This is a genomic window from Rhizobium sp. NLR16a (assembly GCF_017948245.1).
Lineage (GTDB): Bacteria > Pseudomonadota > Alphaproteobacteria > Rhizobiales > Rhizobiaceae > Rhizobium.
Map to the genome: position 1 here is coordinate 20,922 of NZ_CP072868.1, position 13,538 is coordinate 34,459.

Below are 13,538 nucleotides of genomic sequence, written 5' to 3' on the forward strand. Positions count from 1 at the left end.
ATTGAGAAAGGACCAGTCACATGGTCAGCTTTGGCGGTATAGCCCGCAAGTTATTTGGGTCGTCCAATGATCGCCGCGTGCGGTCCTACCAGCCGAACGTCGCCGCGATCAACTCCATCGAAGAGAAGACGAAGGCGCTGACGGACGAGCAGCTCGCGGCAAAGACCGTCGAATTCCGCGCTCTTCTCGCCGAGGGCAAGACGCTCGACGACATTCTGATTCCCGCCTTTGCCGTCGTGCGCGAGGCGTCACGCCGCGTTCTCGGCCTGCGACCTTTTGACGTACAGCTGATCGGCGGCATGATCCTGCATTCGAATGCGATCGCCGAGATGAAGACCGGCGAAGGCAAGACCCTCGTCGCCACCCTGCCGGTCTATCTGAACGCGCTTTCCGGCAAGGGCGTGCACGTTGTCACCGTCAACGATTATCTCGCCCAGCGCGATGCCGCGACCATGGGCCGTGTCTACGGCTTCCTCGGCATGACCACAGGCGTCATCGTTCATGGCCTTTCCGACGAGGAGCGCCGCGCGGCTTATGCCTGCGACATCACCTATGCCACCAACAACGAGCTCGGCTTCGATTATCTGCGCGATAACATGAAGTACGAGAAGAACCAGATGGTCCAGCGCGGCCACAATTTCGCGATCGTCGACGAAGTCGACTCGATCCTCGTCGACGAAGCGCGCACGCCGCTGATCATCTCCGGTCCGCTCGACGACCGCTCGGAACTCTACAATACGATCGACGCCTTCATTCCGCTGCTCGCGCCCAGCGATTACGAGATCGACGAGAAGCAGCGTTCCGCCAACTTCTCCGAAGAGGGCACCGAGAAGCTGGAAAACCTGCTGCGTCAGGCCGGCCTCTTGAAGGGTAACGCGCTCTACGACATCGAGAACGTCGCAATCGTCCACCACATCAACAATGCGCTGAAGGCCCACAAGCTCTTCCAGCGCGACAAGGACTATATCGTCCGCAACGACGAAGTCGTCATCATCGATGAATTCACCGGCCGCATGATGCCGGGCCGGCGTTATTCGGAAGGCCAGCACCAGGCACTCGAAGCCAAGGAAAAGGTGCAGATCCAGCCGGAAAACCAGACGTTGGCATCGATCACTTTCCAGAACTACTTCCGCATGTACGACAAGCTCGCCGGCATGACCGGCACGGCGCAGACGGAAGCGGAGGAATTCGGCAATATCTACAATCTTGACGTTATCGAAGTCCCGACCAACCTGCCGATCAAGCGTATCGATGAGGACGACGAGGTCTATCGGACCTTCGACGAGAAGTTCAAGGCGATCATCGGCGAAATCCTCGATGCCCACAAGCGCGGCCAGCCGGTGCTCGTCGGTACGACCTCGATCGAGAAGTCGGAGCTGCTCGCCGAGCGCATGCGCAAGCAGGGCTTCGACAATTTCCAGGTGCTGAACGCCCGCTATCACGAGCAGGAAGCCTATATCGTCGCCCAGGCCGGCGTGCCGGGCGCCGTTACGATCGCCACCAACATGGCCGGCCGCGGCACCGACATTCAGCTCGGCGGCAACCTGGATATGCGCATCGAGCGCGAGCTCGGCGAACTCGAAGCCGGTCCGGAGCGCGACGCCAGGATCCAGGCGATCGTCGAGGAGATCAAGGAGCTCAAGCAGAAGGCGCTCGCCGCCGGCGGTCTCTACGTCATCGCCACCGAACGCCACGAGAGCCGTCGCATCGACAACCAGCTGCGCGGCCGCTCTGGCCGTCAGGGCGACCCCGGCCGCTCGAAATTCTACCTTTCGCTCCAGGACGATCTGATGCGCATCTTCGGCTCCGATCGCATGGACAGCATGCTGACCAAGCTCGGCCTCAAGGAAGGCGAGGCGATCGTCCACCCGTGGATCAACAAGGCGCTCGAGCGCGCGCAGAAGAAGGTCGAAGCCCGCAACTTCGATATCCGCAAGAATTTGCTGAAGTATGACGACGTTCTCAACGATCAGCGCAAGGTGATCTTCGAGCAGCGCCTCGAACTGATGGAATCGACCAATATTTCCGAGACCGTCTCCGACATGCGCCGCGAAGTGATAGAGGATCTGGTTGAGAAGCATATCCCCGAGCGCGCCTATGCCGAACAGTGGGATGCCGTCGGCCTGAAGGCCGGCGTTGCCAATATCCTGAACCTCGATCTGCCGATCGAGGAGTGGTTCAAGGAAGAAGGCATCGGCGAGGACGACATTCGCGAGCGCCTGACGCAAGCCGCCAATGCCGCCTTTACCGAAAAGGCCGAGCGCTTCGGCGACGACATCATGCATTATGTCGAACGCTCGATCGTCATGCAGACGCTCGATCATCTCTGGCGCGAGCACATCGTCAACCTCGACCATCTACGCTCCGTCATCGGTTTCCGCGGCTATGCCCAGCGCGATCCGCTGCAGGAATACAAGTCCGAAGCCTTCGAACTCTTCACCGGCCTCCTCAATAATCTGCGCGAGGCGGTCACCGCCCAGCTGATGCGCGTCGAGCTGGTGCAGCAGGCGCCCGCTGAGCCGGAACCGCCGCTGATGCAGGCCCATCATCTCGATCCGACGACCGGAGAGGACGATTTCGCCCCGATCTACCAGGCCTCTGAAGTCATCGTCTCACCCGAGAACCGCAATCCGGACGACCCCGCCACCTGGGGCAAGGTCGGGCGCAACGAGGCCTGCCCTTGCGGTTCCGGCAAGAAATACAAGCATTGCCACGGTGCCTTCGAGCAGGTCTGAGGCAAATCGCGAAAAGCTGGAATGCCGCCTTCGGGCGGCATTTTTCTTTTCTGCGGCAGCGCCGAGAACCCGATCTTCATAGCTTGATGGCAGCCCGATCCGGAACCGTTTCTTAACCCTGTTCTGTCAAGACTTCGGGGGCGATTTGCCTGACCTTTAGAGTTTTGCGTGTTCATCATGGCGGTCATAGAAACAGCGGAGAAACTGCTGCCCGCGGGCCTGCGCCCGATCGGCGGCCGCACGCTGCGCATGTTTGCCGCCATGCTCACCGAAGGCGGCGAAAAAGCGGCCGCCCGGCGGATGGCGCTGACGGCCTTCTCGATCCGTATCCTCAGCGCCGCGCTCGCCTTTATCTCCCAGATCGTGCTCGCACGGCTGATGGGCGAATATGAATATGGCATCTTCGTTTTCGTCTGGGTGCTGATCGTCGTCTTCGGCGATCTCTCCTGCCTTGGCTTCCACACCGCGATCGTCCGCTTTCTGCCGCAGTACAAGGCGGCGGGCGCCTTCGACGAAATCCGCGGCCTGACCGGCACGGCACGCATCTTTGCGATGCTTTCCGGCACAGTGATGCTCGCCGCCGGCATGATCGGGCTGCATTTCTTCGGCGATAGGATCGAAGCCTATTACCTCATCCCGATCTTCCTCGGCCTGCTTGCCATGCCGATGATCGCGCTTGGCGATATTCTGGAAGGCACGTCGCGGGCGAACCATTGGCCGGTGATGGCGCTGAGCCCGGTCTATATCGTCCGGCCGGTCCTCATCATCGCCTTCATGCTGATCGCGATTGCGATGGGCGCAGAGCATACGGCCGTCACGGCCATGCAGGCGGCGCTTGCCGCCACCTTCGTCACCGCGCTTGGCCAATATGGCGCGACACTCTATCGTCTTCGCCGGCACTATGACGAAGGTCCGCGCAAGATCGATTTCCTCGCCTGGCTCAGTGTAGCCTTCCCGATCTTCCTGATCGAAGGCGTGAGTTTCCTGCTCACCAATTCAGATGTCGTCGTCGTCGGCATTTTCCTTGAACCGCACGACGTCGCTATCTATTTCGCCGCCGCCAAGACCATGGCGCTGGTGCATTTCATCAATTTCTCCGTCAAGGCCGCTTCCGGCCCGCGCTTTTCCTCGATTATTGCCGAAGGCGACCACGCTCAACTGGCGGCGGCCGCCGCCGACGCCGCCCGCTGGACCTTCTGGCCGGCGTTCGGAGTCGGCCTCGTCGTGCTCGCGGCCGGCCACCTGCTGCTGTCGCTGTTCGGCGGCGCCTTCACGTCAGGTTATCTTGTCATGGCGATCCTGCTCGCCGGCATCCTTGCCAAGTCACTGGTCGGCCCGGCCGAAACGCTGCTGATGATGGCGGGCAAGCAGAACCTCTGTGTGGCTCTCTATGCCGGCGCATTGGCCGCCAATGTCAGCCTCAACCTTGCTTTGATCCCGCACTACGGCATCGAAGGCACCGCCGTCGCCACCGCCTCGGCCATGGCAGTCGAGGCTATCCTCCTGCATGTCGCCGTGCGCCGCACGCTCGGCATCGTCCTCTTCGCCTTCGCCAGCCCCTCCGCCGCAACGCCAGAAATGAGAGTTCGATAGATGGTGCGCCTACCACCCGTCACCGAAAGCACCGACAGCATCAGCAACCGCATGATCCATGAGCTCGCGGCGCTGCATTTTGAAGCGCCGCAGGCCGAGGCCCGCGCCGAGATCGGCCGGCCGGGGCGCGAGCTCTGCCTCTATCCCGGCAAGCTCGGCTACGAACTTCAGGACGAGCTCGACTTCCTTTCCAACCGAGCGATGGAACCGAACGTCTTTTTCTCCGGCCGCTTCCTTGCGCCCGCCATGCCGCGGATCGAAGACCGGCAAGTAAATTTCGCCCTGATCCGCGATTACAGCGCCGGCCGCAGCCGCATGCGCTTCCTCCTGCCGTTTTCGGTCGACAGACCGGGCTTTGCCGTCGGCCCCTCGATCATCCGCGGCTGGTCGAACAGCTTCGGTCCGCTCGGCACACCGCTCGTCGACAGCGAAGATGCGGCCGAAACCCTCGACAATTTCTTCGAAGGGCTGATCGCTCCCGATCTCAACCTGCCGAGCACACTGGTCTTGCCGGACCTGAGATTGAACGGCATTTTCGTGCGCATGCTCAAGGCCGTGGCGCTCGGCCGCAACCTTCCGCTCACCGTGACCAATCCCTATCAGCGCCCGATGCTGCAGAGTGAGGAAGAGGCGCCCGCCTATCTCGGCAAAACCATCTCCTCGTCGCACATGCGTGAGATGCGCCGCCAGTGGCGCCTGCTGGAGGAACAGGGAACGGCGGTCTATGCCGTCGCCCGCCAGCCGCGCGACGTCCACGTCCGTTTCGAGGAATTCTTGGCGATGGAGGCTGGCGGCTGGAAGGGCAAACGGCGAAGCGCTCTCGTCACCGATCGCTACCATACCGCATTCGCGCGCGAGGCCGTGTCGAACCTTGCCGCCGTCGACGCCGTGCGTATCCACACGATCGATCTCAACGGCAAAGCGATCGCTGCCATCGTGGTGTTGATGATGGGCGGCGAGGCCTATACCTGGAAGACCGCCTATGATGAGAACTATGCCCGCTATTCGCCGGGCAAGCTCTTGATGAGCGAACTCACGGAATGGCATCTCGATGACGCCAATATCGTGCGCTCCGATTCCTGTGCCGTCTCCGACCATCCGATCATGAGTCGCTTGTGGCAGGAGCGCGAGGAGATGGGAACTTTGGTCATCGGCCTGACCCAGAACGGCGACCGCGACATGCGCCAGGCCGCCGCCCAGCTCCACATGTACCGCAGCACGCGCAACATGGCGAAGATGCTGCGCGAGAAGATCATGTCGCTCACCGGCCGAGGCTAAAGCATCTCCGGGCGGCGCTCAGCCCTCAGCCGCAGCTTTCTCTCGCAGCAGCCGGCGGATGACCTTGCCGGTTGTCGTCAGCGGCAATGACTCGACGAATTCCACCTCGCGCGGATATTCGTGCATCGAAAGCCGCATCTTCACCCATTCCCTGATTTCGGCGGCCAGCGACTCGCTCGGCGAATGACCGGGTGATAGCACGATATAGGCCTTGACGATCTCGGTGCGCACCGCATCGGGTTTGCCGACGGCCGCGGCAAGCTGCACGGCGGGATGGCCGATCAGGCAATCCTCGATCTCGGCCGGGCCGATGCGATACCCGGACGAGGTGATGACGTCGTCGTCACGGCCTTCAAAGGTGACGTAGCCGTCTTCGTCCTGCCGGCCGATGTCACCGGTAAGCAGCCAGCCGTGAAGAAATTTTCGCGCGGTCGCCGCCGCATCGTTCCAATAGCCGAGGAACATCACGGGATCGGGACTCGCGATGGCGATCTGACCGGATTCGCCCGCCGGCAGTTCGTCACCGGCCTCGCTGACGATCGCGACGCGATGGCCGGGCACCGCGCGTCCGATGGCGCCCGCCTTGGTGACGCCAAAGGCAGCACTCGACGACAGCACGAAATTGCATTCCGTCTGGCCGTAGAATTCGTTGACGGTGATGTCGAGCGTGCGCCGCGCCCAGTCATAGGTCTCGCGGCCGAGCGCTTCTCCCGCCGAGCCGATGGTGCGCAACACCAGATCATATTTCGACCGCGGATCGGAAACCGACCGCATCAGCCGCAGCGCCGTCGGCGGGATGAAGGCATTGCGCACCTTCATCTCCGCCATGATCCGATAGGCCGTGTTGGCATCGAATTTCTGCGCCGGCGACGAGACGACGGGAACGCCGAGCAGAAGGCTCGGCAGCAACGCGTTGAGAAGACCGCCGGCCCAGGCCCAGTCGGACGGGGTCCAGACCTTGTCGCCCGCCTTGGGAAACCCTTCATGGGCGAACTGCATGCCGGGAATATGCCCGGGCAGAACACGGTGGCCATGCAATGCGCCCTTGGGCGGCCCTGTCGTGCCCGAGGTGAAGATCATCAGCGCCGGATCGTCGGGCGTTGTCTTCTCTCCCTCGAAGACCGGCGCATGCGAGGCGGTCAGATCGGCAAAGGAGAGGGCGTCGCGAGCGCCGCTGACACTGATCACATGTCGCAGTTCCGGCAGGCGATCGCGGATTTGCCGGACCCGATCAAGGCCGAAATCATTGGTGATAATTGCCGCCGCGCCTGAGATTCTGAGCCGATATTCAAGCGCCTCGACGCCGAACAGCAGCGCCAGCGGCAGGGCGATCGCGCCCATCTTATAGATTGCGACGTGCGCAATCACGGTCTCGAAGGACTGGGGCACCAGCAGAGCGACGCGATCGCCACGCTTGATGCCGAGCGATGCCAGCGCATTGGCGAACATCGAAGAGGCCGCGGAAAGTTCACCATAGGTCAGCGAAAGATCGTCGCCGTCCGGGCTGAAATGCTCCAGACAGACGCGTCCCGGATCTCGCACCGCCCATTCGTCGCTGACGGCGCGGCCGATATTGAAATCCTCCGGAATCCGCCAGGAAAAATCACGGCAGAGATCGTCATAACGATCAAGGGACGGCAGTCGCATAGTCGAGTTCCGGTGAATGCTGCGGCAGCTAACACCGTGCGGCGCGGATACGCAAGCTGCAGAGAAAAACGAGCCGATCACACACCATTGTATGCGTAGTCCGCAGATTGTTCATTCAGCCCCTGCGACTTTCGCAGTTGCGCACTAGATCATGAAACGCCGCGCGGGGTTATCTCAAGTCTTGGAGCGTTTCATGGAATACGTCAAATTCGGAAAGACCGGGCTCGAAGTTTCGAAAGTCTGCCTCGGCTGCATGACCTTCGGTGATCCCGGCCGCGGCAATCATGCCTGGAGCCTGCGGGAAGAGGAAAGCCGGACGATAATCAAGCAGGCGATCGACCTCGGAATCAATTTCCTCGACACCGCCAACACCTATTCCAACGGCTCTTCGGAGGAGATCGTCGGCCGTGCCATCAAAGACTTCGCCAAGCGCGAAGACATCGTGCTTGCGACCAAGGTGTTCAACCGCATGCGGCCGGGCCCGAACGGTGCCGGTCTGTCGCGCAAAGCGATCTTCGACGAGATCGACAATAGCCTGCGGCGCCTCGGCACCGACTATGTCGATCTCTACCAGATTCATCGTTTCGACTATACGACGCCGATCGAGGAAACGCTGGAAGCGCTGCATGACGTCGTCAAATCGGGCAAGGCACGTTATATCGGCGCCTCATCCATGTATGCCTGGCAATTCACCAAGGCGCTCTACGTCTCCCGGCTGAACGGCTGGACCGAGTTCGTCAGCATGCAGGACCACCTGAACCTGCTCTACCGCGAGGAAGAGCGCGAAATGCTGCCCTTCTGCGCAGACCAGAAGATCGCCGTCATTCCCTGGAGCCCGCTGGCCCGCGGCCGTCTGACCCGCGACTGGGACGAGACGACGGCGCGTAGCGAAACCGACGAATTCGGCAAGACGCTCTACACGCAGTCCATCGATGCCGACCGCAAGATCGTCGATGCCGTCGCCGAAATCGCCAGAGCCCGCAGCATCTCCCGCGCCCAGGTCGCCACCGCCTGGATCCTGCAGAAGAGCGTGGTGACCGCGCCGATCATCGGCGCATCCAAACCGAACCACCTGACCGATGCCGTTGCCTCGCTCTCGGTCAAACTCACCGCCGAGGAAATCGCGGCCCTGGAAGCCCCCTATGTCCCGCACGCCGTCGCCGGCTTCAAGTAACCGCCGGCGGGATCGAGCTGCCGACGCATCGTCACCAGAAACTGCTCGGCAAGCGCCCTGTCCTCGACGGCGCGGGCGAGAATAACGGCCCCCATCATCGATGAAAGCGTCGTCGCTGCATTGGCGCGGCGCTCGTCGTCGGTCTTTCCGGGAACGATATCGGCAAGTGTGTCGACCAATACGGACAGCCCGTCGCTGAAGACGGCGCGCATCGCGCCGTGGCTGCGGCTCACCTCCTGAATCAAAGTCGCGAAAACACAGCTGCCGCCCGGATCGTCAACCGTGCGCCAGTGAATATAATGGTCGAGAAGTGCCTGCAGCGGCCGGTCGGGAGACTCGGCAATATGTTCCTTCCAGCGCCTCTCGACCTTGTCGATCAGCTTGCGGCTGACCTCAAGCGCCAACTCGTCCTTCGAACTGAAGTGGCCGTAGAAGCCGCCATGCGTCAGCCCCGCCGCCTTCATGATATCGACGACACCGACGCCGTCGAAACCGTTCTCGCGAAAGAGCACGCCGGCAACACTGAGTATCTTCTCGCGGTTCTCGGCAAATTTTTCGCGGCTGACCCGCATCTTCATCTCCAGAAATCGTCGCTTGACAAAATATATGATGTCCATCATCAATAAGCAAGAAATATGATGATCATCATGTAAATCGGCTCTGTATCTTCTCCACCTGAATTCGAATGGAATCCCCTCATGGTTTCAGCAGTTCTTGCCTCCTCCCTTGCGCGGCGCAACATTCACTACGGTTGGGTCGTCGTTGCCGCGACCTTCCTGACCATGCTGGTGACGGCAGGCGCCATGGGCGCCCCCGGCGTCCTCATCAAGCCGCTCCAGGATGAGTTCGGCTGGGAAACGTCGCAGATTTCCTCCGCTCTGGCGATCCGCTTGATCCTTTTCGGTTTCATGGGTCCGTTCGCCGCCGCCTTCATGAATTATTTCGGCGTGCGAAAGGTCATCGTCTTTGCACTGGCGCTGATTGGCGCGGGCTTCATCGGTTCGCTGTTCATGACCAGGCTTTGGCATCTGCTGGCGCTGTGGGGCATCGTCGTCGGCTTCGGCACCGGCCTGACGGCCATGGTGCTGGCGGCAACGGTTTCGACGCGCTGGTTTGTCAAGCACCGCGGCCTTGTCGTCGGCATGCTCTCGGCGAGTTCGGCAACCGGCCAGCTCGTCTTCCTGCCGCTGATGGCGGAACTCACCGAACGCTACGGCTGGCGTGCCACCGTGTTCTTCGTCTGCGCCATGATCATGGTTGCCGCGCTTCTCGTCCTTCTCTTCATGCGTGACCGCCCGTCGGACGTGAACCTGCCGTCGCTGGGAGAAGCCCATGTCGCGCCAGCGCCGGCCCGCACGACGCTCGGCGCTGCGCTGATGACGCCGATCACCACGCTCCGCGAAATATCGACGACCTCGACCTTCTGGATCCTGTTTGCGACCTTCTTCATCTGCGGCCTCAGCACCAACGGCCTGATCCAGACCCATTTCGTCACCCTCTGCGGCGATTTCGGCATCGTGCCGGTGGCAGCCGCCAGCGTGCTTGCCGTCATGGGCATCTTCGATTTCTTCGGCACCATCGGCTCCGGCTGGCTCTCCGACCGCTTCGATAATCGTTGGCTGCTGTTCTGGTATTACGGCCTACGCGGTCTCTCGCTGCTCTACCTGCCCTTCAGCGATTTCAGCTTCTATGGCCTCTCGATCTTCGCGATCTTCTACGGTCTCGACTGGATCGCCACCGTGCCGCCGACCGTCAAGATTGCCGCCGACCGCTTCGGCCGCGAAAAGGCCGGCCTCGTCTTCGGCTGGGTCTTTGCCGGCCATCAGTTGGGCGCCGCCACCGCCGCCTATGGCGCCGGCCTGTCGCGCACGGAGCTGTCGAGCTACCTGCCCGCCTTCTTCGTCGCCGGCGCCTTCTGCCTCTTGGCTTCGATCCTGGCGATCACACTGAAGAAGTCCGGCCTGACCAACCCGGCCCCTGCCGCCGCCCACTGATATGAAACAGGATCCGCCCTCGAGACCAGGCCGGATCTTCCAACGCTTCATTGCGATAACTTCGCCGGCCCGTCTTGCGCGCGCGGGCGCTCGCATGTTAGACAGCCGCCCGTCCGTATCCGTTGCCCCATTGGCGGAATTGGTAGACGCGCTCGACTCAAAATCGAGTTTCGAAAGAAGTGCTGGTTCGACCCCGGCATGGGGCACCAGCCTCCGCTCTGTGAGCTTCGGTCGGCGAGCCGAAGAGAGCATTGAGGCGGATGCAGCCGCGCCGCAGTTCCGTCAGGAACGAAGGCGGACTGGTTCGATTATGCTCCGCTTAGCGGCACCATTATCCCGAATACAATCGTGTCACGCCTCCGCATCATCAAGCTGACGCGGAAGCACGGAACGAATTCACATCTGCCCGAAACTACTTGTTCTTCAGCAGCCACATCTTGCCGGCCATCGTGATGCCGTAGACATCTTTTGATGCGTCATCGTCGAGATGCCGCCGCTCGAGGAAGCCCGGCTCTCTCAACTCGCCCAGCGTCTTAGCCGTGACCGATTTCACCTTCTGCGGCCGCTCTTTCCAGCGGTCGGTCTTTGCGTAGGTCACCGTCGCGTTCTGATGCGTCCATTTATTTGCCGGCTGAGGATAGAGATCTCCGGCCTTGGCGAGTTTAAGTGCGACGATCTGGGATGGGGTAAGCTCAATCATACTGAAAAATTCCTGTGCGGGGTTCTGTGCGCCGAAAATGCGCTTCGAACGAAAGGGTGCCCATAACACCGCCTGATCACTTCCACCACCGTATTGCGCGTGCGTGCCATTCGAAACGCGAAAACCCGGCTTGCGGGAGCCGGGCTTCGTCTTTGTCGCGAATCTTCGTCAATAGCAGCGCCTAACCGTCCGGGTTACTTCGCCTTCATCGGTCTGACGGGTGACGCTCCTGGTTTCGCAGCCATCATGTCGGTAGCGGCGGTGCTCACGTTCGCGCACAGCGCCGAGAGTGACGCCGCGCTCACTGATGGTGATGCCGGGCCGCTCCCGCTCGTAACGATAGTCATCGTCATACGAACGCTCCCTGACATAGACGCTGTCGGCGAGAACAGGCGCTGCAAACGAGCAGGCGGCAAGGGCCGTCACGGCACAGTTCAGAATGATCTTTCGCATGTCGTTTCTCCTTGTCTAAAGGGCCAACGAAGCAAAAGGGAAGTGGTTCCGACATAGGCGGCAAACCTGTCATTCTGGAGTGGACGCGGAATTTATTGTTCGTGACCAAGCCGACGCTTCCGAGAGCAGCCGCAAAACGCAAATCAACTATTTAATTTTGCTTGCGCTTCGTCCAAGGTGGCGCCGTTACCATCAGGCGAGGGCAGACGTGCATCAGGAAGTGGGACTCATCGCGACGGTCGCCGTCAGTTTTGTTTTCGCGGCGGTCCTCGGTTATGGCGCCGACCGGCTGCGACTGCCGCCGCTCGTTGGCTATCTGATGGCCGGCATCCTGATCGGGCCACTCACACCAGGTTTCGTCGCCGATACCGCCCTTGCCGGCCAGCTTGCCGAAATGGGTGTCATCCTGCTGATGTTCGGCGTCGGCCTGCATTTTTCCGCTTCCGACCTGCTTGCCGTACGCGGGATCGCCGTGCCGGGCGCGATCGGCCGAATTATTCTGGCCACTCTGCTGGGTATCGGCCTCTGCACGCTCTGGGGCTGGAGCCTCGGCGCCGGCGTCGTGTTCGGGCTCAGCCTCTCGGTAGCGAGTACGGTCGTACTCCTGAAGGCGCTGGAGGAGCGCAATCTCGTCAATGCGCCGAGCGGGCGCGTGGCCGTCGGCTGGCTGATTGTCGAGGATCTGGTGATGGTGCTGGCGCTGGTGCTGCTGCCGGCGCTGGCAGAGCTTCTCGGCGGCCACGCCGTTGATACGAATCACGGCCTCGGTGAGCTGCCGCTGGTGTTGACGATCGGACTGACCTTGTTCAAGGTGCTGGCCTTCGCCGCGATGGCAATCTTCCTCGGCCCCCGTATCGTGCCCTGGCTGCTGACGATGATCGCCCGCACCGGCTCGCGCGAACTCTTCACGCTGACGGTGCTGGCAATCGCGCTCGGCATCGCTTTCGGCTCGGCGGCGATTTTCGGTGTCTCCTTTGCACTCGGCGCCTTTTTCGCCGGCGTCGTCATGAGCGAATCCCAGCTCAGCCACAGAGCAGCGGCCGATTCACTGCCCTTGCAGAACGCCTTCTCCGTGCTGTTCTTCGTCTCGGTCGGCATGCTCTTCGACCCCTCGATCCTGGTTCGCCAACCGTTGGCCGTGATCGGCGCCCTGGCGCTCGTCATTCTCGGCAAGGCCGTCATCACCTTCGCCATCGTCATGATGCTGCGATATCCGATCGGCATGGGGCTGACCTTGGCCGGCGGCCTTGCCCAGATCGGCGAATTTTCCTTCATCCTTGCCGGCCTCGGCGTCTCGCTCGGGCTTCTGCCGCATGAAGGCCAGGATCTGATCCTTGCCGCAGCGATCCTGTCGATCACACTCAACCCGATCGTGATCATCGCAACCGAGGGCCTGAAGAAACATATCCATGCGCAATGGCCCTCGCTCTTCGAAAATTTCGGCAGAAAGAGGCAGAAGACGCTCGGCAAAGAACTGGAAAAAATCAGGGCGCTCGGCGAGGAACGAGAACGCCAGCATCAGTTGAAAATGCAGCAGCTGATCGAAACCTTTCCGCTGTTCTCTCAGGTCGGGGAAGATGCGCAGGAAGAGCTGCTGCTGCTCTTCAAGGCGAAGTCGGCTCCACCAGGCGAACGCGTCATCCGTCGCGGCGATCGCGGCGACAGCATGTATTTCATCTCCTCAGGCGCGGTCGAAGTACGTCTCGCCAGCGGTGCGATCCGCCTGGAACCGGGCGCCTTCTTCGGGGAAATGGCGTTGCTGAGCGGCGGAAGGCGCACGGCAGACGTCATCGCCGTCGACTTCTGTCAGTTCGAGGTGCTCGAGCGGCGCGATTTCAATATGTTCATGTCGCATCATCCCAACTTGCGCGCCGTCGTCAGCGAAATGGCGCAAAAACGCACCGAAATGAACGTCCTGCGTCAGCAATGGGAAAAGTCGATGGATCTATCCTGACGCGGCGATC

10 protein-coding genes and 1 tRNA gene are annotated in these 13,538 nt (G+C 61.4%); 7 read left to right on the forward strand and 4 right to left on the reverse strand.

What is annotated here, in order from left to right; genetic code table 11:
* Positions 1-20: 20 nt before the first annotated feature.
* The 3 genes from secA (at position 21) to J7U39_RS24820 (ending at position 5,606) form a co-directional block, all read left to right on the forward strand.
* Entirely contained in the window at positions 21-2,735 is a 2,715-nt protein-coding gene (gene secA, locus J7U39_RS24810; protein ID WP_210632855.1) for a preprotein translocase subunit SecA, read from the forward strand.
* 177 nt (positions 2,736-2,912) lie between these two features.
* Complete coding sequence (locus tag J7U39_RS24815) at positions 2,913-4,328, forward strand: lipopolysaccharide biosynthesis protein (RefSeq protein ID WP_210632856.1); 1,416 nt, start codon at positions 2,913-2,915, stop codon at positions 4,326-4,328.
* Positions 4,329-5,606: a GNAT family N-acetyltransferase gene (locus J7U39_RS24820; RefSeq protein WP_210632857.1), complete on the forward strand. Its 1,278-nt coding sequence runs from the start codon at positions 4,329-4,331 to the stop codon at positions 5,604-5,606.
* An 18-nt stretch (positions 5,607-5,624) separates the two neighbouring features.
* Here J7U39_RS24820 and J7U39_RS24825 read toward each other — a convergent pair whose 3' ends face one another.
* Positions 5,625-7,253 (reverse strand): AMP-binding protein, encoded by a 1,629-nt coding sequence (locus tag J7U39_RS24825; protein ID WP_210632858.1) that lies wholly within the window; start codon positions 7,251-7,253, stop codon positions 5,625-5,627.
* A gap of 193 nt (positions 7,254-7,446) precedes the next feature.
* Between J7U39_RS24825 and J7U39_RS24830 the strand changes: the two genes are divergently transcribed.
* Positions 7,447-8,427 (forward strand): aldo/keto reductase, encoded by a 981-nt coding sequence (locus tag J7U39_RS24830; RefSeq protein WP_210632859.1) that lies wholly within the window; start codon positions 7,447-7,449, stop codon positions 8,425-8,427.
* Here J7U39_RS24830 and J7U39_RS24835 read toward each other — a convergent pair.
* The gene (locus J7U39_RS24835; RefSeq protein WP_210632860.1) at positions 8,394-8,999 is read right to left on the reverse strand and encodes a TetR/AcrR family transcriptional regulator; all 606 of its coding nucleotides are present in this window, start codon (positions 8,997-8,999) and stop codon (positions 8,394-8,396) included. The two genes, J7U39_RS24830 and J7U39_RS24835, sit on opposite strands and share 34 nt — an antisense overlap.
* A gap of 126 nt (positions 9,000-9,125) precedes the next feature.
* Between J7U39_RS24835 and J7U39_RS24840 the strand changes: the two genes are divergently transcribed.
* Together J7U39_RS24840 and J7U39_RS24845 are read left to right on the forward strand one after the other, a co-directional pair.
* Positions 9,126-10,421, forward strand: a complete 1,296-nt coding sequence (locus tag J7U39_RS24840; protein WP_210632861.1) for an MFS transporter — start codon at positions 9,126-9,128, stop codon at positions 10,419-10,421.
* Positions 10,422-10,545: 124 nt separating this feature from the next.
* A tRNA-Leu gene (locus tag J7U39_RS24845) sits at positions 10,546-10,630 on the forward strand.
* Positions 10,631-10,833: 203 nt separating this feature from the next.
* On the opposite strand, the gene J7U39_RS24850 is transcribed toward J7U39_RS24845, so the two are convergent.
* Both J7U39_RS24850 and J7U39_RS24855 read right to left on the reverse strand, forming a co-directional pair.
* Positions 10,834-11,121: a hypothetical protein gene (locus J7U39_RS24850; protein ID WP_210632862.1), complete on the reverse strand. Its 288-nt coding sequence runs from the start codon at positions 11,119-11,121 to the stop codon at positions 10,834-10,836.
* Positions 11,122-11,289: 168 nt separating this feature from the next.
* Positions 11,290-11,574 (reverse strand): hypothetical protein, encoded by a 285-nt coding sequence (locus J7U39_RS24855; RefSeq protein WP_210632863.1) that lies wholly within the window; start codon positions 11,572-11,574, stop codon positions 11,290-11,292.
* A 208-nt stretch (positions 11,575-11,782) separates the two neighbouring features.
* Between J7U39_RS24855 and J7U39_RS24860 the strand changes: the two genes are divergently transcribed.
* Complete coding sequence (locus J7U39_RS24860) at positions 11,783-13,528, forward strand: cation:proton antiporter (RefSeq protein WP_210632864.1); 1,746 nt, start codon at positions 11,783-11,785, stop codon at positions 13,526-13,528.
* The last annotated feature ends 10 nt before the right edge of the window (positions 13,529-13,538 follow it).

Coding starts and splice junctions, on each gene's coding strand:
- secA (WP_210632855.1), top strand. CDS start 21: ATGGTCAGCTTTGGCGGTATAGCCCGCAAGTTATTTGGGTCGTCCAAT.
- J7U39_RS24835 (WP_210632860.1), bottom strand. CDS start 8,999: ATGCGGGTCAGCCGCGAAAAATTTGCCGAGAACCGCGAGAAGATACTC.
- J7U39_RS24850 (WP_210632862.1), bottom strand. CDS start 11,121: ATGATTGAGCTTACCCCATCCCAGATCGTCGCACTTAAACTCGCCAAG.
- J7U39_RS24830 (WP_210632859.1), top strand. CDS start 7,447: ATGGAATACGTCAAATTCGGAAAGACCGGGCTCGAAGTTTCGAAAGTC.
- J7U39_RS24855 (WP_210632863.1), bottom strand. CDS start 11,574: ATGCGAAAGATCATTCTGAACTGTGCCGTGACGGCCCTTGCCGCCTGC.
- J7U39_RS24840 (WP_210632861.1), top strand. CDS start 9,126: ATGGTTTCAGCAGTTCTTGCCTCCTCCCTTGCGCGGCGCAACATTCAC.
- J7U39_RS24820 (WP_210632857.1), top strand. CDS start 4,329: ATGGTGCGCCTACCACCCGTCACCGAAAGCACCGACAGCATCAGCAAC.
- J7U39_RS24825 (WP_210632858.1), bottom strand. CDS start 7,253: ATGCGACTGCCGTCCCTTGATCGTTATGACGATCTCTGCCGTGATTTT.
- J7U39_RS24815 (WP_210632856.1), top strand. CDS start 2,913: ATGGCGGTCATAGAAACAGCGGAGAAACTGCTGCCCGCGGGCCTGCGC.